The 26,262-nt window shown below is 69.6% G+C and carries 24 protein-coding genes; 5 read left to right on the forward strand and 19 right to left on the reverse strand.

The features are described from left to right. Positions 1-2: 2 nt before the first annotated feature. The 5 genes from iolC to OG734_RS42045 form a co-directional block, all read right to left on the reverse strand. A complete protein-coding gene (gene iolC, locus OG734_RS42025) occupies positions 3-977 on the reverse strand; it encodes a 5-dehydro-2-deoxygluconokinase (protein ID WP_330292624.1) in 975 nt (324 codons plus the stop codon). Positions 978-1,170: 193 nt separating this feature from the next. Beyond that, positions 1,171-2,028, reverse strand: coding sequence for a sugar phosphate isomerase/epimerase family protein (locus OG734_RS42030; RefSeq protein WP_330292625.1), 858 nt, complete (start codon positions 2,026-2,028; stop codon positions 1,171-1,173). A gap of 52 nt (positions 2,029-2,080) precedes the next feature. Then, on the reverse strand, positions 2,081-3,010 hold the full coding sequence (locus OG734_RS42035) for an ATP-binding cassette domain-containing protein (RefSeq protein WP_330286283.1): 930 nt from the start codon (positions 3,008-3,010) through the stop codon (positions 2,081-2,083). A 4-nt stretch (positions 3,011-3,014) separates the two neighbouring features. Beyond that, positions 3,015-4,088, reverse strand: a complete 1,074-nt coding sequence (locus tag OG734_RS42040) for an ABC transporter permease (RefSeq protein WP_330292626.1) — start codon at positions 4,086-4,088, stop codon at positions 3,015-3,017. 5 nt (positions 4,089-4,093) lie between these two features. Continuing rightward, a complete protein-coding gene (locus OG734_RS42045; protein ID WP_330292627.1) occupies positions 4,094-5,113 on the reverse strand; it encodes a sugar ABC transporter substrate-binding protein in 1,020 nt (339 codons plus the stop codon). A 231-nt stretch (positions 5,114-5,344) separates the two neighbouring features. Here OG734_RS42045 and OG734_RS42050 point away from each other — a divergent pair, with 231 nt between their 5' ends. Further along, positions 5,345-6,376, forward strand: coding sequence for a LacI family DNA-binding transcriptional regulator (locus OG734_RS42050; protein ID WP_330293986.1), 1,032 nt, complete (start codon positions 5,345-5,347; stop codon positions 6,374-6,376). 171 nt (positions 6,377-6,547) lie between these two features. Here OG734_RS42050 and OG734_RS42055 read toward each other — a convergent pair whose 3' ends face one another. From OG734_RS42055 to OG734_RS42110, 12 genes are all read right to left on the reverse strand, one after another. Beyond that, positions 6,548-6,778 carry a hypothetical protein gene (locus OG734_RS42055; RefSeq protein ID WP_330292628.1) on the reverse strand — a complete coding sequence of 77 codons (231 nt, stop codon included), beginning with the start codon at positions 6,776-6,778 and terminating at the stop codon, positions 6,548-6,550. Between the two features lie 89 nt (positions 6,779-6,867). Beyond that, complete coding sequence (locus OG734_RS42060; protein ID WP_330292629.1) at positions 6,868-8,058, reverse strand: acyl-CoA dehydrogenase family protein; 1,191 nt, start codon at positions 8,056-8,058, stop codon at positions 6,868-6,870. Between the two features lie 106 nt (positions 8,059-8,164). Further along, positions 8,165-9,283, reverse strand: coding sequence for an alcohol dehydrogenase catalytic domain-containing protein (locus OG734_RS42065; protein ID WP_330292630.1), 1,119 nt, complete (start codon positions 9,281-9,283; stop codon positions 8,165-8,167). A 136-nt stretch (positions 9,284-9,419) separates the two neighbouring features. Continuing rightward, positions 9,420-10,910 (reverse strand): class I adenylate-forming enzyme family protein, encoded by a 1,491-nt coding sequence (locus OG734_RS42070; protein ID WP_330292631.1) that lies wholly within the window; start codon positions 10,908-10,910, stop codon positions 9,420-9,422. After that, positions 10,907-11,206 (reverse strand): hypothetical protein, encoded by a 300-nt coding sequence (locus OG734_RS42075; RefSeq protein WP_330292632.1) that lies wholly within the window; start codon positions 11,204-11,206, stop codon positions 10,907-10,909. The genes OG734_RS42070 and OG734_RS42075 overlap by 4 nt, the downstream gene beginning before the upstream one ends. After that, positions 11,203-12,480: an NAD(P)/FAD-dependent oxidoreductase gene (locus OG734_RS42080; RefSeq protein ID WP_330292633.1), complete on the reverse strand. Its 1,278-nt coding sequence runs from the start codon at positions 12,478-12,480 to the stop codon at positions 11,203-11,205. Before OG734_RS42080 ends, OG734_RS42075 begins: the two co-directional genes overlap by 4 nt. Next, complete coding sequence (locus tag OG734_RS42085; RefSeq protein ID WP_330292634.1) at positions 12,477-12,800, reverse strand: 2Fe-2S iron-sulfur cluster-binding protein; 324 nt, start codon at positions 12,798-12,800, stop codon at positions 12,477-12,479. Before OG734_RS42085 ends, OG734_RS42080 begins: the two co-directional genes overlap by 4 nt. 41 nt (positions 12,801-12,841) lie before the next feature. Continuing rightward, complete coding sequence (locus OG734_RS42090; protein ID WP_330292635.1) at positions 12,842-14,041, reverse strand: cytochrome P450; 1,200 nt, start codon at positions 14,039-14,041, stop codon at positions 12,842-12,844. Next, positions 14,038-14,568: a cupin domain-containing protein gene (locus tag OG734_RS42095; RefSeq protein ID WP_330292636.1), complete on the reverse strand. Its 531-nt coding sequence runs from the start codon at positions 14,566-14,568 to the stop codon at positions 14,038-14,040. The genes OG734_RS42090 and OG734_RS42095 overlap by 4 nt, the downstream gene beginning before the upstream one ends. A 144-nt stretch (positions 14,569-14,712) precedes the next feature. Further along, positions 14,713-15,258 (reverse strand): MarR family winged helix-turn-helix transcriptional regulator, encoded by a 546-nt coding sequence (locus tag OG734_RS42100; protein WP_330292637.1) that lies wholly within the window; start codon positions 15,256-15,258, stop codon positions 14,713-14,715. A gap of 36 nt (positions 15,259-15,294) precedes the next feature. Then, complete coding sequence (locus tag OG734_RS42105) at positions 15,295-16,143, reverse strand: fumarylacetoacetate hydrolase family protein (RefSeq protein ID WP_330292638.1); 849 nt, start codon at positions 16,141-16,143, stop codon at positions 15,295-15,297. Continuing rightward, positions 16,140-16,721, reverse strand: coding sequence for a carboxymuconolactone decarboxylase family protein (locus OG734_RS42110; protein ID WP_330292639.1), 582 nt, complete (start codon positions 16,719-16,721; stop codon positions 16,140-16,142). The genes OG734_RS42105 and OG734_RS42110 overlap by 4 nt, the downstream gene beginning before the upstream one ends. 80 nt (positions 16,722-16,801) lie before the next feature. On the opposite strand from OG734_RS42110, the gene OG734_RS42115 reads away from it, so the two are divergent. The 4 genes from OG734_RS42115 (at position 16,802) to OG734_RS42130 (ending at position 21,424) form a co-directional block, all read left to right on the forward strand. After that, on the forward strand, positions 16,802-17,662 hold the full coding sequence (locus OG734_RS42115; protein WP_330292640.1) for a VOC family protein: 861 nt from the start codon (positions 16,802-16,804) through the stop codon (positions 17,660-17,662). 67 nt (positions 17,663-17,729) lie between these two features. Next, positions 17,730-19,283 carry a phenylacetic acid degradation bifunctional protein PaaZ gene (paaZ, locus tag OG734_RS42120; protein WP_330292641.1) on the forward strand — a complete coding sequence of 518 codons (1,554 nt, stop codon included), beginning with the start codon at positions 17,730-17,732 and terminating at the stop codon, positions 19,281-19,283. Positions 19,284-19,356: 73 nt separating this feature from the next. Continuing rightward, entirely contained in the window at positions 19,357-20,115 is a 759-nt protein-coding gene (locus tag OG734_RS42125; RefSeq protein ID WP_330292642.1) for an IclR family transcriptional regulator, read from the forward strand. Positions 20,116-20,284: 169 nt separating this feature from the next. Then, positions 20,285-21,424 (forward strand): PP2C family protein-serine/threonine phosphatase, encoded by a 1,140-nt coding sequence (locus tag OG734_RS42130; RefSeq protein ID WP_330293987.1) that lies wholly within the window; start codon positions 20,285-20,287, stop codon positions 21,422-21,424. On the opposite strand, the gene OG734_RS42135 is transcribed toward OG734_RS42130, so the two are convergent. Next, positions 21,396-22,895: a family 43 glycosylhydrolase gene (locus OG734_RS42135; RefSeq protein ID WP_330292643.1), complete on the reverse strand. Its 1,500-nt coding sequence runs from the start codon at positions 22,893-22,895 to the stop codon at positions 21,396-21,398. The genes OG734_RS42130 and OG734_RS42135 overlap by 29 nt on opposite strands. 15 nt (positions 22,896-22,910) lie before the next feature. Continuing rightward, positions 22,911-26,210 (reverse strand): discoidin domain-containing protein, encoded by a 3,300-nt coding sequence (locus OG734_RS42140; protein ID WP_330292644.1) that lies wholly within the window; start codon positions 26,208-26,210, stop codon positions 22,911-22,913. Between the last annotated feature and the right edge of the window lie 52 nt (positions 26,211-26,262).

Consider the following 26,262-nt stretch of genomic DNA (forward strand, 5'->3'; position numbering starts at 1 on the left):
CGTCACACCTTTCCTTGGACGGCGGAGGCGGTGATGGACGCCTCGCGGAGCTTGGCCTCGACCTCGGCCTGGGTCGGCATGGCGTCGGAGCAGGCCAGCCGGCCCGCCACGATCGCGCCGGCCGCGTTGGCGAAGGAGACCGCGCGGCGGGTGTCCCAGCCGGAGAGCAGGCCGTGACACAGGGCGCCGCCGAAGGCGTCACCGGCGCCGAGTCCGTTGACGACGTCCACCGGGACCGGCGCGATCTCGGCGGCCGAGCCGTCGCGCCCCATGGCCAGCACGCCCTTGGGGCCCTGCTTGACCACGGCCAGCTCCACGCCGGCCGCCAGCAGCGCCTTCGCGGCGGCGTACGGCTCGCGCTCGCCGGTGGCGACCTCGCATTCGTCGAGGTTGCCGACCGCGACGGTGGTGTGGCGCAGGGCCTCGGCGTAGTACGCACGGGCGTCGGCCGGGTTGCTCCAGAACATCGGCCGCCAGTCCAGGTCGAACACCGTCGGCCCCGACTTCTCCCGGTGCGCCAGCGCGGCGAGGGTGGCCGAGCGGCTCGGCTCCTCGCTCAACCCGGTCCCGGTGACCCAGAGGATCCGCGCGTCGCGCACGGCCTCCAGGTCCAGTTCGTCCGGGCGGATGTCCAGGTCGGGGGCCTTGGGGAGGCGGTAGAAGTACAGGGGGAAGTCGTCCGGCGGGAAGATCTCGCAGAACGTCACCGGCGTCGGCGCGATGTCCGACGTACCGACGAAGCGGGTGTCGACGCCGTAGCCCTCCAGGGCGGTGCGGACGAAGTCTCCGAAGGGGTCCCGGCCCGTCTTCGTGATCACGGCCGCGGAGTGTCCGTAACGGGCGGCGGCCACGGCGACGTTGGTGGGGCTGCCGCCGAGGTACTTGCCGAACGAGGTGACGTCCGCCAGTCCCACGCCCGTCTGGAGCGGATACACGTCCACTCCCACTCGGCCCATGGCCAGGACTTCCAACGGCATGACACGGTTCCCTACTTGAGGCGGCGGAGGTGGACTTAAAGCGCTTTAAAAATGCCTTCGACTGAGGACAATGCCTGCCCTGAAATGTCATGTCAATAGATTGTCGCGACAAAATGTGACGGGTGACCGCTCGTGGCCGGACGGCACGCACCGCCGGACTGATGGAGGTGCGTGCCCCAGTGGTGGCGGCCCGTCAGGAGCGGGCGGCCAGGTACTCGTCGATCTTCTTCCGCATGAAGACGGAGGACTCCTTGGCCCGTTCCTCCCAGGCGAAGACGCACGCAGTGAGGGTGCCGTCGAAGCCGATCGTGCGCAGGGCGTCGAAGAGTTCGTCGAAGTCGACCTCGCCCTCCCCGATGTCCAGGTGTTGGTGGACCCGGGCAGTGGTGCCGGGCGGGTTGAGGATGTAGCGGTTGCCCGACGACGCGTTGTGGTCGAAGACGTCCGCCAGGTGGACGTGGGTGAGCAGGTCGCCCGCGTACTCGATGATCCCGGGGGCGTCGTTGCCGATGTGGAAGGTGTGCGGGGCGCAGTAGAGGAAACTGACGTTGGGGTGGTTGATGCCCCGGATCAGGTTGACGGCGTCGAAGCCGTTCTCGATGAAGTCGTCCGGGTGCGGTTCCAGGGTCAGCTTGATGCCCTCGCGCTCGAACGCCGGCAGCAGGTCGTCCATCGACTTCCAGAACTGCGCCTCACTGCGGTCCGGGTCCTCGGGGCGGCCGTTGAACTCGGAGATCATGCTGTCCACGCCGAGATCCGAGGCGATCTGGATGGCACGCCTCCAGTACCGTACGGCGGCCTGCCGGGCGTCCTCGTCCGGCCCTGACCACCGGAACAGGGGCAGTACGGAGGAGATGCCGACGCCCGCCGCATCCAGCGCCTTGCGGAACTTCCGCACGGTCGCGTCATCGACGCGTGGGTGCCGGAAGAAGGGGATGAAATCCTCCCGGGGGGAGAGCTCGATCCATTCGTAGCCCAACTCGGCGACCACAGCAGGCAGTTCAAGGAGCGGGACGTCGCGGATCATATAGGGGTCGAGGGCGATCTTCACGGCGTGTGCCTTCCGGTCACGGGGAGTCGGTGGGGCGTTGCTTTCGCGGTCGTCATGCCGTCTTCCCTTCCGGGGTGGTGGTGACGGGTGTCTGGAGGTCTTCGGCTTCGGGGAGCTTTTCGACGTCGACGCCGCGTACTTGGGCCAGTTCGTGTTTGAGGGCTGCGAGTTCGGCGCCGCCGGCCATGTGGTTGGTGAGTTCTTCGAGGGTGACGTCGCTGCGGGCCGCACTCAACTCCATGGTGCCCAGGCGCAGGACGCTGAAGTGGTCGCCGACCATGTAGGCGTGGTGGGGGTTGTGGGTGATGAAGATGACGCCCAGGCCCTTGTCGCGGGCGGCGGCGATGTATTTGAGGACGACGCCGGACTGTTTGACGCCGAGGGCGGCGGTGGGCTCGTCGAGGATGAGGACGCGGGCGCCGAAGTAGACGGCGCGGGCGATGGCCACGGACTGGCGCTGGCCGCCGGAGAGGGTGCCGATGGCCTGGTCGAGGTCGTCCAGGACGATGCCCATGGCGCGCAGTTCGGTGTCCGCGGTCTGCTTCATCTTCTCGATGTCGAGACGGCGCACGGGCCAGGGGCCCTTGGTCATCTCGGAGCCGAGGAAGAAGTTGCGCCACACCGGCATCAGCGGGACGGTGGCCAGGTCCTGGTAGACGGTGGCGATCCCGGCGTCCAGCGCCTGGCGGGGCGTGCTGAAGTGGACCGGCTCACCGTCGATGAGGAGTTCGCCCTCGGTGTGCTGGTGCAGTCCGGAGATGATTTTGATCAGCGTGGACTTGCCGGCGCCGTTGTCGCCCAGGACGCAGGTGACCTGGCCGGAGCGCACGGTGAGGTTCACGCCGTGCAGGGCGCGGACGTTGCCGTAGGCCTTGCCGGTGGCGCGCAGCTCGACGATCGGCGCGGCGTCCTGGGGCGAACTGTCCTGGGTGAGGGTGCCGTTGGGGGAAGACTCGGCGGGGGAGGTTTCGTTGGTTGTCATCAGTTCACCTCCGGGTCGCCTGGCGGCGGACCCACAGATTGACGAGGGCGGCGACCAGGAGCATCACGCCGAGGAACGCCTTGAACCAGTCCGGGTTCCAGTTGGCGTAGACGATGCCCTGGGAGACCATGCCGAAGATGAAGGCACCGATGACCGAACCGATGGCGGAGCCGTAGCCGCCGGTCAGCAGGCAGCCGCCGATGACCGCGGCGATGATGTAGAGGAACTCGCTGCCGACGCCCTCGCCGGACTGCACGGTGTTGAACGAGAACAGCAGGTGCATGCCCACGAACCAGGCACACGCGCCCACCCCCATGAACAGGGCGATCTTCGTGAAGTTGACCGGGACACCGACCGCGCGGGCGGAGTCCTTGCTGCCGCCGACGGCGAAGATCCAGTTGCCGAACTTGGTGCGCAGCAGGATCCAGGTCGCGATCGCGGCGAAGATCAGCCAGTACACGATGGTGATCTTGAAGTTGACGCCGCCGATGCTGAACTCGGACGCGAAGACCTTCTTGGCCTGGTCGAAGCCGTCCATGTCGGCGATCGAGTCGGACGCCACGTTCCCGGTGAAGATCTTCGTGACGGCGAGGTTGGCGCCCTGCAGGATCAGGAACGAGGCCAGGGTGACCAGGAAGCTCGGCAGCCTGGTCTTGATCAGCAGCCAGCCGTTGAACGCGCCCACCGCCAGCGACACGATCAGCGCGAGGAACACGCCGGTCCACACGTTCATGGACAGCTGGAAGCTGAGGATCGCGGCGGTCAGCGCGGAGGTGGTGACCGCGACGCCGGCGGACAGGTCGAACTCCCCGCCGATCATCAGCAGGGCCACCGGCAGCGCCATGATGCCCATCACGGACGCCTGGTAGAGCACGGTGGCCAGCGCGCTGGTCTCCCGGAAGGAAGGCGCCGCCGCGAAGAAGAACAGGTACACGCCGATCGCGGCGATGAGAGCGCCGACCTCGGGGCGGGCGAGCAGCCTGCGCCCCAGGGACCGCTGGTTGGTGCGGCCGTCCTTGTGAGTGACCGGCGGAGCCGGCGGCGAGGAACTCGCCGCCGGTGCCGTTGTCTGACTCATCGACATCACCGAGTGCCCTTCGCGGCGAACGCGGCGATCTTCTCGACATTGGACTTGTCGACGAACGCCGGGCCGGTCAGCACGGGCTGCTCACCGCCACCGCTGTAGTTGCCGTTGTTCTTGAACAGCCACATCGAGTCGACGGCCAAGTAGCCCTGGAGGTAGGGCTGCTGGTCGACCGCGAACTGGATGTCACCCGACTCGATGGCGGTGATCAGGTCCTTGTTGAGGTCGAAGGTCGCGACCTTTGCCTTGCTGCCGGCCTCGGACACCGACTGGGCAGCCGTGAGCGCGAACGGAGCGCCGAGCGTGACGACCTCGTCGATGGCCTTGTCCTGGTTGAGCTTCGCGGTGATCGTCGACTTCACGGACGGCATGTCGGTGCCGTTGACATAGAGGGTCTCGGTCTTGCCGGTGAACGTCTTCTTCACGCCGGCGCAGCGCTCTTCGAGATTGACGTCGCCCTGGGCCTGGACGACGCACACGGCGTGCTTGGCGCCGGTGGAGTTGAGCTTGGTGCCGAGCGCCTGCCCGGACACGGACTCGTCCTGGCCGAAGAAGGACAGCAGGCCCTGTTCCTTCCACACGCCCAGACCGGCGTTGAATCCGACGACGGGGATGCCGGCGGCCTCCGCCTTGGCGACCACGGCCTTCATGGCGTCGGGCTTGGCGAGGGTGACCGCGATGCCGTCGACCTTCTGGTCGATCGCGTTCTGCACCAGGTTGGCCTGGTCGCCGGCGGTCTCGTCGTTCGAGTAGATGAGCTTGACGTTGTCCTTGGCTGCGGCGGCCTCGGCACCCTTGCGGATGGTGTCCCAGAAGGTGTCACCGGAGGGTGCGTGGGTGACCATCGCGATCGTCATCCGCGGCGTACTGGCCTTGCCCGCCGAGGCATCAGCACCTTCGTCCTCGGACTTCTTGCCGCCGGAACTGCTGGAACAGCCGGTCAGTACCAGGGCGGCTGCCGCGGCCGTGGCGACGACCGCAGCGATTCTGCTGGATCGCGGAAGAAATGTGCGGTTCATGCTTCTGCACCTCGCTGTGCAATGGGAGGGAGAGAGGGTGGGAAACGCGTGGGGGGCGAGTGGGGCAGCGATCCGCGGCTGGGGGATGGGGCCGGGGAGCCGCGACGGGCCTTTGTCAGGGTCGCGGTGAGAACATCAGGACAATTTAAAGCGCTTTAAGTCCTGGTACTATCGGCTCGTTTCACGAACGTGTCAAGGGTGTTGCGCAAGGAGATCTGCCGGGAGGCGCAAGTGGACGAGGCCGGTTCGGCACGCGGCCGGGACGGCGCAAGCAAGCGCCCGCGGCTGGAGGACGTGGCCGCCCGCGTGGGCGTGTCCACCGCGTCCGTCTCCCTGGTGCTGCGCGGAGTGGCCGGCCCCAGCGAGCGCACCCGGCAGCGCGTCCTGAAGGCCGCTGCGGACCTCGGCTACCAGGTCGACCGCACCGCCAGCCTCCTGGCCAGCAGGCGCACCCGGCTGCTCGGCGTCATGGTCGACATCCACAGCCCCTTCCACGCCGAACTGGTCGAGCATCTGCACACGGCCGCCGAGGATGTGGGGTACGACCTCGTGCTCAGCACCCAGACCCGCACCCGCGACGAGCGCACCGCCGTCGAGACGCTGCTCGCCTTCCGTAGCGAGGCCCTGATCCTGCTCGGCCCGACCGCCCCTGCTGACACACTCGCCGCCCTCGACCGCAAGGCGCCCGTCATCGCCGTCGGCCGCCGGATCGCCGGCGCCGAGCTGGACGTCGTACGCAGCGCCGACGAGGCCGGCGTCGGCCAGATAGTCGACCACCTGGTGTCGCTCGGCCACCGCGCGATCACGTACGTCGACGGCGGCAGCGGCGTGATCTCCACCGACCGGCGCCGCGGCTACCGTGCCGCCATGCGACGGCACGGCCTGGACGCGCACATCAAGGTGCTGCGCGGCGACCACACCGAAGCGGCGGGCGAGCGCGCGGCCCGCCACCTCATTGACGGCGATGCGCTGCCCACCGCTGTCGTCGCGTACAACGATCAGTCCGCGATCGGCGTCCTGGCCGCCCTCTCGCGGGCGGGTGTAGATGTCCCGGGCGAGGTATCGGTGGTCGGTTACGACGACGACGCGCTCTCCCGGCTGAGCTGCTTCAACCTGACGACCGTCAGCCAGAATGCGCGTGAGCAGGCCCGGCACGCGGTGACCGCCGCCGTCGAACGCCTCGACCAGGGCCGTACGGAGTCCCGTGAGGTCGTGCTGAATCCGCGTCTCGTCCTGCGGGGCACGACCGCCGAACGCAGCTGACTGAAGTGTCAGAATCTTGACGGTCGCACTTCTGACGAATAGGGGTCGCCGTGCTGCGCTCCGCGGCCCGGTCGGGGCGACCGCCGCGAACCGGATCACGATCGAGGAACGGACCGTCCTGGACACCTGGTTGCGCGGGCGTTCGTGCGAAGCGGTGCTCGGACTCCCCGATCACCATGTGTTCGGCGGTGTCAGCTCCGTCGACGGACCGGCGATCTCCTTGCGGCCGCACGCCAACAACTGCGTGGGTCCGGCCGGGAGTCGGCGCCCTGAACCGGCGCCCCGGGCGCCCGTCGCCGCGCCGCCTGCGGCGAGGTGGGAGGCGCGGTGTACGGAGGGCGGGCGCACGCTCGCCATGGCCCGGATGCCGCTGTTCCGGACGACCCTCGCCTTCCTCGGCATCTGGAACGACTACATCTGGCCCCTGGTTGTCATGATCGACCTGCTGGTACGGCGGGGGCGACGAAGATGTGGCGGCAGCGGACCTCCGATTACCGGAACGCAGCCTGCCCCGTCAGGGCCTGGCCGATCATCAGGGTGTGCATCTCGACGGTGCCCTCGTAGGTGAGGATCGACTCCAGGTTGTTGGCGTGCCGGATCACCGGGTACTCCAGGGAGATGCCGTTCGCGCCGAGGATCGTACGGGCGGTGCGGCAGATCTCCAGTGCGGCGCGGGTGTTGTTGAGCTTGCCGAAGCTGACCTGTTCGGGGCGCAGGCCCCGGTCGTCCTTGGCCCGGCCGAGATGGAACGCCAGCAGGGTGCCCTTGGCCAACTCCAGCGCCATGTCGGTCAGTTTGGCCTGGGTCAGCTGGAAGGAGCTGATCGGACGGTCGAACTGGACCCGGTCGCCCGCATAGGCCAGTGCCGTCCGGAAGGCTGAGCGGGCGGCGCCCATCGCGCCCCAGGCGATGCCGTACCGGGCCTCGTTGAGGCAGGACAGGGGGCCCTTTAGCCCTCGTACCGCCGGCAGGACGGCCGTACCGGGCAGCCGTACGGAGTCGAGGACCAGCTCGCTGGTCACCGACGCGCGCAGCGACATCTTGTGCTTGATGGGATGCGCCGCGAATCCGGGGGTGTCGGTGGGTACGACAAAGCCGCGGACCCCGTCCCCGGTGCGGGCCCAGACCATCGCCACGTCGGCGACCGAGCCGTTGGTGATCCACATCTTGCGGCCGTCCAGGACCCAGTCGTCGCCGTCGCGGCGGGCGGCGGTCCGCATGCTTCCCGGGTCGGAGCCGGAGTCGGGCTCCGTGAGGCCGAAGCAGCCGATGGCGGTACCGGCGGCGAGCCGGGGCAGCCACTCCTCCTTCTGCTCCTCGGACCCGAAGGCGTGGATCGCGTACATGGCCAGCGAGCCCTGGACGGAGACCAGGGACCGCAGTCCGGAGTCGGTCGCCTCCAGTTCGAGACAGGCGAGGCCGTAGTCGACGGCGCTCATCCCCGCACAGCCGTAGCCCTCCAAGTGCATGCCCAGCAGGCCGAGTTCACCGAGTTCCTTGGTGAGCCCGCGAATGTCCTCGACGGCTCCCTGTTCGAACCACTCGGCGATGTACGGCTCCACGCGCCGGTCGCAGAAGGTGCGGACGGTGTCGCGGACGGCACGCTCGTCCGGGGTCAGCAGGCTGTCGATCTCGATGAGGTCGAGCGGATCGGCCGGGCGGCCGGGGTGCGGTGCGTGCATCGGAACTCCAGAGTCGGAAGGCGCGGGGCAGGAGAAGGGGAGGGAGGAGGCCGCCGGTCGGGGGAGTAGGACCGGCGGCCTCCGGCTGGGCGCAGGCCGCTCGCCGCTACGAGCCGGCCGTCGGGCTGATGACGAAGTTGCTGAAGCCGCCGTTGCGCTGGGCGATCCCGCTGATGGCCTCGTTGACCTGGTCCAGCGGATAGACATGGTGTTCCAGCGGGCCGAGGTCGAGCAGTCCCGCCTCCACCAGGTCGGCCATGGCCTGGCCCTCGCCGGAGGTGAACCAGGCCGATCCGATCAGACTCAGCTGCTGGTCCATCATCCGGTGGACGTCGACGGGCACGTCACCGGCGATGGCACCGATGTCCACCGCGGTGCCGCCGCGCGCCAGCGCCCGCATTCCGGCGCGGAACGTCTCGTGCGGGGCGCCCGGGCCGAGCGCGTCGATGTAGATGTCGACGCCGTACCCGTCGGTCTCGTCGCGGATCCACTCGTCGAGCGGGCCGTCGTTCAGGGAGTGCAGCCGCAGCCGGCCGGCCCCCAGCTTGCCGACCTGGTCGAGGAGCCCCTGGTCGCGCCCGGTGCCGTACACGTGTGTCAGGCCCAGGGCGGGGGCGAGGAGCGCGGCGCCGATGCCGAGGGTGCCGCTGATGCCGTTGACCAGGACCGATCTGCCCGGTCCGGCGCCGGCCTTGCGGAGGGCGGAGTACATGGTGCCGAGGTAGCCGAAGCGGGCGGCGGCCTCGAAGGACAGTGCGTCCGGCAGCTTCACCAGGGAGTAGCCGGGCGCGATCATGAACTCGGCGAGGCCGCCCTGATAGCGGTCGAGCAGGCCGAGGGCGGTGGCGGAGAAGCCGAAGTACCCGGCGAAGGCGTAACTGGCGCAGTTGATCGAGTCGTTGTTGCGACACGACTTGCACGACCCGCAGTGGCGGCCCGGGTTGACGTACACCCGGTCGCCCACGGCGAACCCCTCGACGCCGTCACCGACCGCCTCGACGACACCGGCGGGGTCGAGCCCGAAGATCGCGGGGAGGGTCGGCAGGGGGCTGTGCGGGAACCAAGTGGTCCACATGTTCAGGATGTTGGCGAGATTCGGCACGATGTTGACGGCGTGGACGGCCACGCGGACGTCGCCGGGACCCGGCTCGGGGACGGGGAGTTCCTCCAGCCGCATCGGCTCGCCGACGTGGTGCATCCGCGCGGCTCGCATGGTCGCACTCATGGTGTCTCCTGGGTGTGGGTGGTGGAGAGGCCGCCGGTGGCGCCGGCGCCTCTCTCGCGTGCGGGGACGTGGGGGAGGGGGAGGGAGGGATGGGATGCGATGCGCGTGGGGGAGAACCGTGGGTGGAGGTGCGGTGTCAGTCGTCGAGCAGGGTCGTCAGCCGCTGCCGCTGGAGCTTCCCGGTCGCCCCGCGGGGCAGTGCCGGTACGACGCACAGGCGCCGGGGCCACTTGTGCCGGGCGAGCCGGCCGTCGAGGTGGGCGCGGATGTCGTCGAGGGTCGGTTCACCGGCGTCCGGGACGAGGAAGGCGGTCACGACCTCGCCCCAGACCTGATCGGGTGTCCCGGACACCGCGACCTCGACGACACCGGGAAGGTCGGCCAACGCATTCTCGACCTCGGCGGGATCGACGTTCTCACCACCGGTGATGATGGTGTCCTTGACCCGCCCCACGACCTCCAGCCGCCCGCGTACGTCGATGCGCCCCCGGTCCCCGGTGTGGAACCAGCCCCCGGAATCAGCGACGGGCCATGATCCGCCGACGGACCAGTACGACGCCGCGACCGACGGACCGCGCACCCAGATCTCACCGGCCGTACCGACCACGGACACCCCCTGCCCGTCCACGACCGTCAACTCGACGTGCGGGACGGGCCGGCCCACCGCGTCCGTGGGCTCGGAGTACGTCACGCCGGCGCAGGTCTCCGTCAACCCGTAGGAGTCGACGACGCCGATACCGCGCCCGGTCAACTGGTCCCTGGTCGCCGACTGCGCCGGTGCGCCGCCGGACAGGATCCACCGCAACGTCGCCAGGTCGCCGCCGGTGAACCGGGGATGACGGGCGAGCAGGGCCGCCATGGCGGGCACCGCGAAAGCACAGGTCACCCGGTGGTCGCGGACCAGGTCGAAGAACAGGTCCGGATTGAACTTCGGCGCCAGGACCACCGTCCCGCGCCGCGCCAGGGTGTACTGCGGAAGTCCGCCCAGTACGGCGACATGGGCCAGCGGTGTGGAGACGAGAGCGATGTCGTCCGGGCCGACGGGCAGCAGCGACAGCCCGTTGACCATGCTCCACCGCAGGTTGTCGTGGGTGAGGGCAACTCCCTTGGGGCGTCCGGAGGTTCCGGAGGTGAAGGCGATGACCGCGAGGTCGGAGCCGGCCGGAGCGGCGCACTCGGCGGCGGGTGCGGAAAGCTCGTCGCAGGGATGCAGGTCCTCCCAGCCGAGCCGGAACCACGACCCGTCGCCCGGCCGGCTCCCCGGGAACCCCGCGTCCCCGACGACGGCCCGTGGCGAGGTCTCCTCGCACACGACCGTCAGCTCCCCGCCGGCAACCTGCGGATGTACGGGGACCAGCACGGCCCCCATCCTGGTCACGGCGAACAGAGTGATGAGCGCCTCGGGCCGCGCGGCGCCCTGCATCACGACCCGATCCCCCCTGCGCACCCCGAACTTGTCGAGCCGGGCGACCGCGCGCCGGATGGCGAGGTCCAACTCGGCATAGGTCCAGGTCCGGTCGCCGAAGACTAGAGCGGTACGCGCCCCCGCCTCGGCGGCACTTGCCACGAGGTGTGCGCCGAACCAGGTGCTCGTGGGCGCGTCCGTGGCCGCAGGCGTTCCGGTCATGCGCGCACCTCCTCGGTGTGGCCGGCCCGGGTGCGAGGGCCGAGTTCGGGTCGAGCGGGGTCGGTAGGGGGTCTGGCGCGGTCGTCGGGGGTGGGGAGGGCATCGGTTGTGGCCGTGCTCGGTGGGAGGTGTGGGCCGCTCCGGGTGTGCGTGGCCGTGGGTGTTCCGGTCATGTGCGCACGGCCGTGGTGTGGCCGGGCGGGGTGGGCGTGGGCGGGGTGCGCCTCGGTCTTGGCCGCGTTCGACGGGAGGTGTCCGCCGGGCCGGGTGTCCGTGGCCGCAGGTGTTCCGGTCATGCGCGCACCTCCGCTGCTCGTCCCGCCCGGGCGAGGGCGCCCAGAGTGGACCCCGCGAGGTCGGTCGCCGTCACCACGGTCCGTCGTTCCAACAGCCGCCGGGCCGCCAGGTGTTCGGCCGGCCAGTTCAGTGTCTCGACGGCCACCAGCCGGCCCTCCCGGAAGGCGTACGCGGCCAGTCGGCCCGGCGAGTCGCCCGGTACCACACGCACCTCGTCCGTGTTCGTACGCAGCCCGGCGATCTGGAGCTTGACCGCTCCCTGGTCGCTCCAGAACCACGGCAGACTCCGGTACGAGGTCGGGGACCCGCCGACATCGCCGGCACTGTCGGCACCGGCGATACGGCGGCCCACGAGCGTCCCCTGATCGGTGGCGTTCTGCACGGACTCCAGCCGGACCGGACCGTCCGCGTGGGGATGGGGATGGCGGGCGCAGTCGCCCACCGCCGAGACGCGCGGATCGGTGACCGAGCGCAACTCCTCGTCCACGAGCACGCCGTCTGCGACGGCCAGACCGGCGTCCCGGGCCAGTCCGTCCCTGGGGACGGCCCCGATGCCGTACAGGACGAGGTCGGCGGGGAGCTTACCCCCGTCGGTGATCACCCGCCGTACACCGCCGTCTGTGCCCTCGATGGCCCGTACAGCCGTCCCGGTGAGGACGCGGACACCGCTGCTCTCGTGCAACTCCCTTAGTCGTTCCGCCAGTTGAGGGGAGACCGCCCGGCTCAGCAGTCGGTCGGCCAGCTCGACCACCGTCACCCGCGCCCCGCGCGCCACGGCCACCTGGGCCAGCTCGAGGCCGATGAACCCGCCGCCCACCACGACCACGTCCCGTGCCGTCGTCAGCGCCCGGCCGATCAGCAGGGCGTCGTCGAGCGAGCGGAGCGCGTGGACGCCGTTCAGCGTGGCCCCCGGGACGGGCAGCGGCCGGTTGCGCGCTCCAGTCGCCAGGACCAGGTGGTCGTAGGGGACACGCGAGCCCGTGCCGGTGGTCACCGTACGGCCGGCGATGTCGATCGCGGCCGCCTCCTCGCCGAGCCGCAGCTCGATGCCCCGCTCCCGGTAGAAGGACTCCGGCACCAGCGCGACGCTCACCGCATCCCGCTCCGTGTGCGCCTTCTTGGACAACGGCGGGCGCTGGTACGGCAGATGGAGTTCGTCGGTGAGGACGATGACCGGACCCTCGTACCCCGAACCGCGCAGCGCGGAGACGACACTGAACCCGGCCTGACCGCCCCCGACCACCACCACGCCCGCTCCGCTCGCGCCCGTCACACCTGCTCCTCGGGCACGTGGACGAGGAGCCCGTCGAGTGCGTCGGAGAGCTGGATCTGGCAGCTGAGACGGCTGGTGGGCCGGCGTTCGGCGGCGGTGAAGTCCAGCATCTCGTCCTCCACGTCGTTCGGCGGGCCCACCAGTTCGGTGTGCCGGGCGTCGACGTAGACATGGCAGGTGGCGCAGGAGGCGTTGCCGCCGCACTCCGCGACGATGCCGTCGACGCCGTTCGACACGGCCGCCTGCATGAGCACGGTCCCCGGCTCGGCGGTGACCTTGCGCTGAGTGCCGTCGGGCAACTCGAAGATGACGATGGTCATGAAGTCCTCCCGATGGGGACGGCTCAGGCGGTGGGCCAGGCTCAGCTGGTCTGCCAGGTGACGTTCAGCGAGGTGAGCCCCCGGAACACCCAGCCCTCCAGGTGGTCCGCCGGGCTGTCGGTCGGGCGCAGGCCCTTGAGGCGGCCGAACACGAGGGGCCAGGCGAGGGCGCTGACCTCGTGGCGCGCGACCCAGGCGCCCATGCAGAAGTGCGGACCGCCACCGAAGGCGAGATGCGGGTGGTGCGGGCGGTCGACGTCGAACTCGTCCGCGCGCTCGAACACCGACTCGTCGCGGTTGCCCGACGCGATCACCAGCGCCACCCGGCTGCCGGCGGGCAGGGGCACCCCGGCGATCTCGTGGTCCTGGGTGAGCTGGCGCGGGTACATGCCGATCGGGGAGATCCAGCGGGCGGTCTCCTCGAACACCCGCTTCCACAGCGCCGGGTCCTTCAGCACCCGGTCGAGGACCTCGGGGCGGTGCAGCAGTGCCTGGGCGCCCACGCCGAAGACGTCACGCGGCTCGTTGACGCCGCCGCCGATGATCACCTTGACGTTGTTCTGGATCTCGGCGAGCGTCACCGGCCCGTCCGCGTGGACCATGGACGAGATCACCGACCCGTCGGGCTCGCGCCGAACGCGCCCGGCCGTCTCGGCCACCGCTTCCTCGATGGCCCGGGTGGCCCCTTCGGCGCGCAGCCACACGTCGGGATCGTCCGCGTAGTTGCTGTTGCCGGCCATCATCGCCCGCGACCAGTCGGCGATGTCGTCGGCACTCGCGTTGCTCAGTCCCAGGACCAGGGCCAGGTTGGCGGCGGCCAGCGGTTCGGCGAAGTCGCGGATCAGGTCGGCCTCGCCGCGACCGGCGATCCGGTCGAGCAGTTGGTGCGCGGTGCGCTCGAAGGCGCCGGCCCACAGGTCACGGACCTGGCGCGGGCGGGTGGGCGGTTCGGCCGCCGACCGCAGGCGCCGGTGGTCCGGGTCGTCCTCGCGAAGGAGGTTCGGGCCGACCGTGCGCAGCAGCAGCGAGCCCTCCTCCCGGGAACTGAACACCTCGGGCAGCTTCTCCGCGTGGACGATGTCCTCGTACCGGGTGAGCAGATGCCGTCCGACCGACGGCACCCAGGCCAGCGGTGCGGTGCGGCGCAGCTCGCGGTAGGCGGGGTACGGGTCGTGGCGCAGCTCGGCGAGGTCCAGCTCGACGACCGGAGCGCCGGGCGCCGCGGTCGTGACGGCGTTCATGCGGTTCCGCCCGCGCCGATCAGGACGAAGAGCAGCGTGGCGGGCTCGGTGCCGTTCGCCCGCCAGGCGTGGCGGGTGCCGTTCTGTACGACGATGTCACCGGGCCGCAGAATCGTCGTCTCGCCGCCGTCGAGGTCGAGGACCACTTCGCCGCTCAGGACGACGCCGTAGTCGACCGTGGGCGTGGTGTGCATGCCCGGGGCGTCCGGCTCGAACAGCTCGGCGAGGCCGGGTATGGCCTCCAGCTGCTCGGCCGCAGCGGCGGCGGGGTCCCAGCCGGGATCGGCGTAGACACTGCGCGGCGGGAAGGTGACGGTCATGGCGATCGTCTCGCCGGGAGCGGGGACGAAGGACTCCAGGGCGGCCGTCGGGTCGGCGGAGGGTGCGGCGGGCGCCGCCGTGTTCCACACCACGGACCTGGCGAAGCCGGGGGTGTGGGTGTAGCTGAGGGTGCGCGGCGGTTCGCCGTCGCTGACGATCACGGGCTTGCCACTCGGGCTGACACCCGTGACGACTCTACGCACCATGGTTCTCTCCTTTGAGAAGCACTGAGACGGTAAGGCGCACAGCGCCGAAAACGTTAGAGATGTGACAGTAAAGGTGCTGACGATTTTCAGCTTGTTGGCGTCGCAAGGCGCGTGTACGAGGCGCCTGTGCGACCTCGCGGCCGGTCAGTCCACGGCGGGCGGGGTCTCCTGGTTGACCAGCGTACGCAGCAGATGCACCAGCTCACCGAGCTGGTCGTCGCGCAGAATGGCCGTCCAGGCCCGCTCGCGCTCCGTCTGGGCCGCGATGGCCCGTCGCAGCGTGTCCCGGCCCTCCGGGGTGAGCTCGACGATCAGCTGACGCCGGTCCGTCTCGACCCGTGTGCGGGTGACCAGGCCGCTTTTCTCCAGGGTCGCCAGCGCGCTCGAGATGCTGGCCCGCGTGGAGCCGGAGACCCGGCCGATGTCCTGCTGGGCGAGCCCGTCGTAGGCCCACAGGGCGTTAAGGATGCGGAAGCCCGCCCAGGTCAGACCCAGCGGCCGGTGGACGTGCCGTTCGAAGTCCTTGGTGAGCCGGGCTTCGAGGCGGGTGAGGTCGGTGACCATCTCGATCGCGTCGAGGTCCCGTGGATCGGTCGTGCCCAGCTCTCGATGGTGATGGCGCAGGAGCTCCGAGAACTCCCGGGTCCGGCTCACGCCCTCGGTCTCCGGTGCGCGCACGGTGTCGCTCACGATCTCCCGCCCTTCCGTTCGCTTGTACGAGCCGAGTCAGCCGGCGACGACAGGGTTGATCATGGTCCCGACGCCCGTGACCTCGGTCCGCAGGACCTTACCGTCGTTGAGATACAGCCGTGGGGTGCGCCGGACGCCGCAGCCGGCCGGGGTGCCGGTGAAGATCAGGTCGCCCGGCTCGAACGTCACCCGCTTCGACAACCAGGCGATCAGCGCGGGCACACTGAAGATCAGGTCCGACGTACGCCCCCGCTGCACCTCCAGCTCGTCGACCCAGCCGGCGACCTCGATGTCGTCGGGGTCGGCGAACTCGTCGACGGTCACCAGGTACGGGCCGATCGGACTGAACGTGTCGTACGACTTGGGCAGCGTGAACTGGTTGATCGGCTTGCGCCACTGCTCGCGGCGGTCGCTGATGTCCTGTCCGGCGGTGACCCCCGCGACATACGACCAGGCGTCGGCCTCGGCGATGTTCTTGCCGGTCCTGCCCATCACCACGACGAGTTCGGCCTCGAAGTCGATCTTGTCGTACTGCGGCTCCACCACGACGGAGTCGTACGGACCGACCACGGACGAGGCGAACTTGGCGAACACCGACGGCTCGTCCGGGACGGGAATGCCCGACTCCTCGGCGTGCGCGCGGTAGTTGAGGGCGACCCCGATGGCCTTGTACGGCTTGGCGACGCGCCCCAGGTCACGCGGGTCGAACGGTTTCCAGTCCGGCTCGGCGGCACGCTCGGCGAGGGTGCGCAGCTCGTCGTGGCGGGAGAGGTCGGCCAGTACCTCCAGACGCGGTTCGATCGCTCCCTTGCTCGCGTCGGCGATGTCGAGGGCCAGGTCGTCGCGGACGACGACGGGGCGGCCGGCGAGTTGGGCGAGCTTCATGCGGACACTTCCTTGCGGTCGACGGGCTCGGGGAGCGGGAGTGCGAGGTCACCCTCCGTCTGGACCCCGAGGGTGTTGATGACGGAGGCGATGGTGAGGTACTGGCCGACGGTGTAGAGGACGTCGATGATCTGCTCGACACTCAGGTGCGCCGCCAGCCGCTGCCACAACTCGTCGTCGACACCCTGGCGTTCGACGAGGGAGTCGGTGGCGGTCAGCAACACCTGATCGAGTTCGTCGAGCCCCTCCCACGCCCCGCCCGCGGCGGCGAGGATCGTCTCGTCGGTGAGGCCGGCGCGGCGGGCGATCCGGACGTGCTGGTCCCACTCGTACGCGGCCTGCGCACGGGCCGCGATCCGCAGGATCATCAGCTCCCGTGACGTCAGCGGCAGGGTGTTCTTGCCCAGCACATGGTTGCTGAAGACGAGATAGCGACGCAGTGCGTCCTCGTGGTGGGCCAGGGTGGCCCAGATCGTGTAGATCCGGCCGTCCTTGTCGCGGTAGGGCGCCAGGGATGTCAGCGTCTTCTCCTGAAGATCGGCCTCGTGGACGGGCCGGACGCGGGCTTTCTCGGGCACTTGGGCCTCCTCGACTCGATGGCGTCAACGTATTCGTCAGACCCTTGACCGTCAAGGGTCTGACAAATACCGTCTTGCTCATGACGATCCAGAGCCTTGGCTACGTGGGTATCGGTACGCCCGACCCGACAGCGTGGGCGGAGTACGCCCGGACAGTGATAGGCCTCGCGGTCGAGACCTCCGGCCCCGCCGAGCCGGTGCGCCACCGCCTGCGGATGGATCAGCATCCGTTCCGGATGTGGCTGACGGAGGCGGAGACCGGTGGCGTGACCGTCATCGGCTGGGAGGTCCGCGACCCGGCCGCGATCGACGAACTGACCGTGCGGCTCAAGGAAGCCGGGGTCGACGTCGGCGTCGGCACCGACGAGGAGTGCCGGGACCGTGAGGTGACCCGGATGGTGCACTTCACCGGCCCGCTGGGCATCCGTACGGAACTGTTCTGCGGCCGGCGCCTCGCCCCGAGCCAGTTCGTGTCACCGCTGGGCGTCGACTTCGTGACCGGGGAGCAGGGGCTCGGGCACGTCGTTTTGAAGACACCGCACGTCCAGGAGGCCGTCGACTTCTACTGCGACGTGCTGGGCTTCCGGCTCAGCGACACCGCCGACTACCCCTGGGGCACCTTCTACTTCCTGGGCTGCAACCCGCGCCACCACAGCATCGCCTTCATCCGCTCCTACCGGAACGAGGGCACCCATCACATCCTGTGCGAGGTGACCACCCCGGAGGAGGTCGGCCGCGCGCTGGACCGGACGCGCGAACACGACGTCAAGCTCATGGCGACGCTCGGCAAGCATGCCAACGACGGGATGTTCTCCTTCTACATGACCTCGCCGGCCGGCTTCGGCATCGAGATCGGCGCGGGCGGGGTGCAGATCGACGAGAGCACCTGGGTCAGCCGCACCTACACCGCCGACATCTGGGGTCACCACCCTGTGGAGTGACCCTTTCCCGGCCTTCGGTCTTCACCTCTCTCGTCTCGCCCGTCCTCCGACGAAAGCAGCCGCATCCATGCCTCCCATGCTCCAGAGCCAGCTGCAGGGCACCTGGGTCACCCCCGACGCCACCCCCGACACGGCGACCGGCGTCCACGACGCCGTCACCGGCGACCTGGTCTGCCATGTCTCCTCCCAGGGCCTCGATGTCGTCGGTGCCCTGGACCACGCACGGCACCTCGGCGGCCCCGCCCTGCGTGCCCTCACCTTCCACCAGCGGGCAGATCTCCTGGACGCGGTCGGCGCGGCGGTGCGTGCCCGGCGCGAGGAGCTGTACGTCCTGTCGGCGCGCGCCGGCGCCACCCTGCTGGACGCCCGGTACGACGTCGACGGAGGCATCCGCGTCCTGCGGGACTACTCGGCGCGGGCGCGCACCGAACTGCCCGACGCCCCCTTCCTGGTGGAGGGCCCCGCCGAACGCCTTGCGCGGGGCGACGACTTCCTGGGCGTCCATCTCGTGTCTCCCTCGCCGGGTCTGATGCTCCAGGTGAACGCCTTCAACTTCCCGGTCTGGGCCCCACTGGAGAAGCTCGCCCAGGCGCTGCTCGCCGGAATGCCCACCGTGGTGAAGTCGGCCACCCCGACCGCGTACCTCACCGCGCAGCTGGTCCGGATCATCACGGACGCGGGTGTCCTGCCGCCCGGCGCCCTGCAACTCCTCGTCGGCTCCGCCCGGCCGGCGCTCGACCTGCTCCGGGAACAGGACGTCCTCTCCTTCACCGGCTCGGCCACCACCGCCGGCACCCTGCGCACCCACCCGAACCTGGTGGCCCGCTCCGTCCGCTTCAACGCGGAGGCCGACTCCGTCAACGCCATGGTCCTGGCCCCGGACGTACGGCCCGGGACCCCGCTGTTCTCGGCGTTCGTCCGCGAGGTCGTCACCGAGATGACCGTCAAGGCGGGCCAGAAGTGCACCGCGATCCGACGGGTCCTGGTGCCCCGGGAACAGGAGAACACCGTCCTGGAAGCGATCTCGGCCGAGCTGGCCCAGGTGACCGTCGGCAACCCGGCCACCGAGGGCGTCCGGATGGGCGCGGTGGTCAGCCTCGCCCAGCGCGACGACGTACGGCGGGCCGTGCGGGCGATCGCCGAGTCCGGCCGCTTCGTCCACGGCGACCCCGACAAGGTGCGGGTGGTCGACGCCGATCCCGAGCGGGGAGCCTTCCTGGACACCCTCCTCGTCTCCGCGGACCCGGACGCCGCCGCGCCCCACGAGGTCGAGCCGTTCGGACCGGCGGCGACCGTGCTGGCGTACCGCGACACGGCCCATGCCACGGATCTGATCGCGCGGGGCCGGGGCAGCCTCGCCGCCTCCGTGGTCGGCGACGACCTGGTCTGGACCACGGCCTTCGTTCAGGAGGCCGCTCCCTGGCACGGGCGACTGCACCTGATGGACTCGACGAACATGACGCAGACCACCGGTCACGGCTCGCCGCTGCCCGCCCTGCGCCACGGGGGTCCCGGCCGGGCCGGCGGGGGATCGGAGCTGGCGGGAACCCGCGGCGTACTGGACCTCATGCAGCGCACGGCACTCCAGGCCTCACCCCGGATACTCGGCGCCTTCCGGTGAGCGCTGCCATCACGCTGCCCCTCAGGACCCCGCACGCCTTGCCCGCGCTCCGCGCCGGGCGCACGCTGGTCGTATGGCTGCGCACGACGGCCCCACGCTGATCACCTCCGTCCAGCGGGCCTTCCGCCTGCTGGAGGTGGTGAGCGCGCACGAGAACGGGGCGCCGGCCAAGCAGCTGGCACGCGAGACGGAGCTGCCGCTGGCCACCGCCTACCACCTGCTGCGAACCCTGGTCCACGACGGCTACCTGCGGAAACTGGACGACGGCGGGTTCATCCTGGGGGACAAGCTGGGGTCGTTGCAGGTCGCGGGAGGCGGGCAGGCGCTGCTCAGCCGGGTCCGTCCCACGCTGGCCGCGCTGCGGGACGAACTGGCGACCGCCGCCTACCTCACCTTCTACGAGGAGGGCGAGATCAGGGTCGCCGAGATCGTCGACGGTCCCCGGGCGCCCCGCGTCGACCTCTGGGTGGGGTTCGAGGACGCGGGACACGCCACCGCGCTGGGCAAATCCGTACTGCGGGAACTGGACGAGGACCACCGCAACGACTATCTCTCCCGCCACCACCTCAACGACCTCACACCGAGGACGATCACCAGTCGCCCGGAACTGCTCCGGCGTATCGATTCCTCGCCTGTGGCCCCGGCCGTCACGGACCTGGAGGAGTACGCCCTCGGCACGGTCTGTGTCGCCGTCCCCGTCTACCGGGGCGCCACGCTCGGCTCCCTCGGCGTCTCCATGCCGGCGGATCGTCTCGCCCGGCTGCCGGAGATCCGGGAGCGGCTGATCCCGATCGCCGACCGTGTGACCAGGAGCCTCTCGCTCACTATCTGAAAATCCGCTTCTTGTAGCCGCCCCGGTTGATCGCGTTTCCTGGATGCCTGGACGAAACCGGCATTTCGGGGAATCCCCCCGGTACACAGGTGAGGACTGCGGACGGAACATGAGTCAGGCCCGACATCATGGTGGCGACCACAAGCCCGCGCGGACGTTCCGGAACCGCATGGCCGTACTGCCCATCCTGCGCATATTGCCCGTGCTGATCGTCTCCGCGGTCGTCCTCGGCGACCTCGTCGGCGGAGCCGGGACGAACTGGCTGCCGCTGCTCGCCGCCGGGCCCGCGCTGGCCGCCACCACCAACGGTCCGCGCGGTGTTCTGGGCGTCGGCCTCCTCGCCGGGTCGCTCGGCGCGGCACTCGGCACCTGGGACGACATGCCGGCCCGGGAACTGGCCGCCGTACTGTCCGCCCTGGTCGCCGTCACCCTGGCGAGCGGTCTGGCCAGCGCCCTGCGCGGACGCAGGGAAAGGGTCCTCGACGCCGTCCGCTCGGTCGCGGAGACCGCCCAGCACGCTCTGCTCAGCCCCGTACCTGCGACGGTCGGCCCCTTCCAGGTGGCTGTCCGCTACAGCGCGGCGGCGGCCGAGGCCAGTATCGGCGGTGATCTGTACGCGCTGATACCGACGCCGTACGGGGTGAGACTGATCGTCGGCGATGTGCGCGGCAAGGGGCTGCCGGCCGTGGGGACCGCCGCGCTGGTGCTCGGCGTCTTCCGGGAGGCCGCCTACGACGAGCCCGATCTCCTCGCCGTAGTCGACCGGATCGAGCGGAGCCTCGCCCGCAACCTGGGCGCGGACGACTTCGTCACCGCGGTCGTCGCCGGATACCCGAGGTCGGGCCAGCTGGAAGTGGTGAACTGCGGACACGCGCCCCCGCTGCTGGTCCGCGCCTCGGGTGCCCTCACGGCCGTGGAGCCCACGCACCCCGCCCCGCCGCTCGGGCTGCGCGCCCTCACCGGGCACACCCCCGACCTCCAGGTACTGCCCTTCACCGACGGCGACCAGCTCCTGCTGTACACCGACGGAGTCACCGAGGCCCGCGACCGGCGCCGCGCCTTCTACCCGCTCCACGAAGGACTGGCCCGCAACGCCTGTGACGAGCCCTCCCGCACCCTCGACGCGATCCACGACGAACTGCTGGCACACGTGGGCGGCCGGCTCCACGACGACGCGGCGCTGCTCCTCATCCGCAAACCGACGGTCCGGGAAGTGGTGGTTCCCGAACCGTCGGCTCCCAGGACGGCGAGTTCCGGTGCGACGGGTTGCGAAGCGGCCGCTACTCGCCCGAAGGCGCGGTCAGTGTGACGCCGAGCGCCACCGGCGTACCGAAGTTCGGAGTGCCGTCGGCGTTCCAGGTGAACTTCTGTGCCCTGGTGGTGCGGTTCATGTCGCAGCCGCCGGAGGTGGAGTTGTTGGCGTGGTAGACGATCCAGTCCTCGGTCCCGTCGGGCGACTTGAAGAACCCGTTGTGGCCGGGGCCGTAGACGCCGTTGGCGTTGGACCGCTGGAACACCGGGTTGGGTGACTTGACCCAGGAGGAGGAGTTGAGTGGATCGCCGGTTCCGTTGTACGTCAGCATCCCCAGCTTGTAGTCGGGCGTTGAACAGTGGCTCGCCGAGTACACGATGAACGTCTTCCCGCCCCGCTGAAGCACCTCGGCGCCCTCGTTGACCGCGCCACCGACCGTTTCCCAGCCGAGGGTCGGGGTGGACAGCACCCGGCGGGTGCCGCTCGCGGTCCACGGGTTGGACAGCGGCCGGATGAACATGGGCTGCGAACCGTTGTAGAAGGTGCCCAGGAGGTAGAGCTGGCCGTTCAACTGGAGGATGCCCGGGTCGAGTTCCCAGGTGTTGTCCTGGGTCGGGTCGAGCAGGTCGGCCTTGAAGCTGTAGGGCCCCATCGGGTCCAGACCGGCGCTCTCCAGCACATGGATGCGCTGGGTGCCCAGGTCGTACGGCTCCCGTCCGGCCGTGTAGTAGAAGTACCACCGCTTCCCGTTCGGGCCGTCGAGCAGATGGAACTCCGGGGCCCACATCGTGCCGGCCCCGTTGGGCCGGGTGAGGTTGAAGATCACCTGGTCGGTGGCCGTGGCGAGCCCGGCGAGGGTGCTCGCCTTGCGCATGGTGACCGTCGAGTTCCAGGTGGTCGTGGCGAGGTAGTAGTAGCCGTCGTAGTACGTCAGCCAGGGGTCGGGCCCGTGCTGGGACAGCGGGTTGGTGAACGTGTGCGTGCCCGTACCGCCCCCGCTCGTGAAGCCGGGCAGCCGCCACACCCTGCCGTTGGCGGTGGCACACGGCAGTTGCACCAGGCCGGTGTTCGAGGCCGACGAACCGCCGCTCGGCGTCACGCACTTGCCCGAGCTGACGGAGACCAGGTTGAACGTCTTGTCGGTTCCGGAGACCGTTACCGGGACGAGCCGCCACTGCTGGTTCGTCCCGCTGTGGCAGGGCCACTGGATGATCGTGGCGTTGTCCGCCGTAGACGCCCCGTAGACGTCGACGCACTGACCGGACTGCGTGGTGATCGTGTACGTGTCAGACGTCCCCGCGACCGGGGCGTAGCCGAAGTTCTGGTTGGCGCCGGAACTGCATGTGAACGCGCGCAGCTGGGTGGCATTTGTGGTTGAACTGCCGGGCAGATCAAGGCAGTTGCCGCCGTTCTGGTTCGCTCCCGTCGAGCTGAACGTGACGGCGGCGGACGCGGGCGGCGCCACCAGGAGGGCGACCACCATGGCGAGCACGGCGACGAGTACTGCCGTACATCTGGAGCGGGTCATTTGAGGCACATCCCTTCAGGGTCCGTATGCCTTGACTTCGAGGAGACCGAGGGAGCTGCTGCCCGTGCTGGTGAGCAGTACCCGTAGCCGGGTGGTACTGGTGGCGGTGAAGGAGACGGTGTTGTACTGGTTCTTGGCCAGCGGATAGGCGCCGGCGCCCGGCACGTCGACGTAGGCGCTGCCGTTCCAGTACTGGAGCTTCCATGCGGAGGGCATGTCGATGCCCTGGTCGTCGTCGAAGAAGTACACGTCGGCCTTGTTGAGGGTCTTCGCGGCCGGCCAGGTCAGCTCGGCCCACTGCTGGCCCGTCTCCGGCCAGGTCCCCCAGCGCGGGTTCACCGTGTCGTCGGACGAGGGCGGGTCGACGCCGTCGTTGACCGCGGCGACGCTCTCCCAGGCGGAGGTGTACGACGCGGAGGCCGTCGCGGAGGACGCCTGGTTGGCCGGTGGCTGCGGTGGCTGGACGCCGCCCCGGTTGAACACCTTGACCTCGGTCAGGCCCGTCTTGGCGCCGGACGCGTTGGTGGCCAGGACGCGGATGCGCTGGGCGGTGATCGCCGGGAACTGGACGAGGTTGTAGTTGGCGCGTGGCGCGGTCGGGGTCTTGGTCTGGCTCGGGGCGTTCACCCACGAACTGCCGTCGTAGTACTGGATGTTGTAGGCGGACGGTGCCCGGTAGGTCGTACTGGCCGGGCGGCTGTCCTTGAAGTGGAGGCGCACCTCGTTGAGGGTGCGCGCGGTACCGAGGTTCAGCTCGTACCAGTCCTGGCTGTTGGGGGAGCCGCCGGCGCCCCAGAACGGCTCGTTGGTGGGATAGCCGTCGACCGCGCCCGAGACCGAGCTGCCGGCACCGGTGTAGGAGGCCGAAGTGGTCGCCCCGGAGGCGATGTTGGTCAGGTCGGCGGTGAGGTCGACGCCGGCCTTGGCGAGCATGTCGACCATACGGGGGCTGCTCTGGACGACCTGGTTGGGTGCCTGGAGTCCGGCCACCGCCGTGTGATGGGTGACCGTGCCGCTCGTGGTGACGTCACCGGTGGCCGGGTCCCAGGTGAAGGGCACCAGGGAGTTGACGGTGGCGGCCCGGTTGCCGTTGACGTAGATCGAGTAACCCTCCGGGATGCCCGGGTAGCGCACCACTCCGTCGGCCGGGTCGTCCCAGACGATCGACAGGTCCGCGTTGCGGTAGCGGAGGTTGTTGACGGTGAAGTGGCTCCAGCCGATGTCGATCGGCGAGAGCTCCACCTTGGCGTCGTTGCGCGGCCGGAGCCCCGCGACGTCCTCGATCACCGTCCAGTTGCTGCTGCCCAGGATGTTGTGGTGGATCCAGGAACGGTAGTTGATGCTGCTGCCGTTCCAGTCGGCCCAGAACTCGTTGGCGTCGGGCCACTGGGTGTTGCCGCCGACGTACTGCGCCCAGGTGTTCCAGTACAGGAGCTTCTTGTAGTCGGTGGCGTTCATCCACGAGTTGGGGTAGTTGCGCAGCACCGAGGAGTACAGCCGGAACTGCACCGTGGAGTTGATGGTGGAGAAGTTGTTGGAGCCCGGTTCGCCGGCGTCGGCCGCTGCCTTCTTGTCGACCTGGTTGGCCGTGTAGAAGGGGAAGATCGGGTACTGGGCCGGGTCGTCGTACAGCCGCAGGGCCTGCTTGTACGTCGCCGTGTTGGGGACGGCGCCGACCGAGAACGGGTAGTAGTTGTTGATCTCCTTCCAGGGCACCCACTCGTTCGTCGACTTCAACCGGTGCTCGAACAACTGCCGGTTCGGGTTCCACAGCACGTTGACGATGGCGTCCTTGATCTGCGTCGCGAGCGTGCGCATCTCGTTCGCCTTGGCCGTGTTGCCGGTCGCCTCGTAGGCCTGTGCCGCGGCCAGCGCGCCGCTGTACTGGTAGGCGGACTCGGCGCGGTCCATGTTGCCGGGCTTCCAGTGGAAGGACACCGCGTCGGCGTCGTTGCCGGTCAGCGCGCCCCAGTCGTACTCGATGAGCTTGTTGTTGTCGTGGTCGTAGTACGCGAGTTGACCCTTGACGTCGCCCTCCGCGTAGCGCGCCAGGTTGGCGGCGATGGCCGGCTGGCCGCCGTGGAGCTGGTAGCTCTTCCAGGCCGCCTCGGCGATGTACTGGGTGTAGCTGTTGGACCAGTTCTCCGGGTCACCCGGGTTGTCGAGGAACCGTCCGCCCTTGGAGGTCTGGCCGGCACTGAGCCAGTCCCCGTACGCGTAGGCCGGGTTGCGCAGATACTTCAGGTCGTCGATGTGCATGGGCTGGGTCAGCGCGATCGCGTTGTTGTAGCCGAGGACGCCCTCGGTCGACGTCGGGAACTGGAAGGTCTGCCCGGGGATGTCGGCGTCCAGGTTGTTGAAGCGCATCAGCCACCAGCGGTAGTAGATGCTCTTCTTGATCGCCGGTTCGGGTACGTCGATGTAGGGCACGTTCTGCGCCCACCACAGGTTGTAGGCCCTCACGTGCGTCGCGAAGGCGGTCGCGTTCGAGTAGCCCGCGTAGGCGTTGTACTCGGTGAGCGACTGGGGGATCTCGTCGGTGACGAAGCCCATCACCACCTTGGCGGTCACCGTGGCCCCGGCCGCGATCGTCACGGAGCGGTTCAGGCCGCCGCTGGTGACCGTGAAACCGTCGCCGGTGAGGCGGGGGCGCAGCGTGGTCAGGTTGTTGTAGGCGCTCGCCTGGCCGGTCAGCTCGCTACCGGTGCCCGTGGTGGCGTACGGCGAAGTCGCCCGGAGCTGCAGGGTTGTCGACCCGTTGCCGTTGTTCTTGATCGACAGGTTGGTCACGGCCACGTTGTTCTCGGTGATGAACTTGGTCTGGTTCACCGTGACCGAGCCGCTGGTGTGCACACTGTTCCAGTGGCTGGGCATCTGCCGGCGCTGCGAGACCTGCTCGGTGAAGGTGCCCGGGCTGATCGCGACGCTGTAGGCGTTCTGGTCGTTGACGCTCTCCCAGTAGGCGACGTGGCCGCCGAAACCGAGTATCGCCGGGTCGTGGGTCTTCATGAACAGTGCGCGGCCACGGCTCATCAGCCAGGGGCCGGCCGGGTCGTCGCCGGAGCGGGCCAGCAGGCGGTCCATCCAGAAGTCGGTGCCGGAACTCTCCGCGTCGTAAATGGTCTTCATCATGTCGCCGGTCGTCTGGGCGACGGGCGGGGCCGGGACCGCGGGGCCGCTGAACGTGGGGAACCCGATGGTCTGCGCGGCGGCGGCCGGGGGCGCGGTGAGGACGGAGGCGAGGGTGAGCAGCAGGGCGACGAGAAGGTACCTCGTGCGCCGACGTCGTACCAGTAAGGAGTGCGGTCTTCTCATCGGAGGCTCCCTGTCCCGTTGCTGACAGACGTGTGGTCGCGATGGCGCCGAC

The organism is Streptomyces sp. NBC_00576, assembly GCF_036345175.1.
GTDB lineage: Bacteria > Actinomycetota > Actinomycetes > Streptomycetales > Streptomycetaceae > Streptomyces.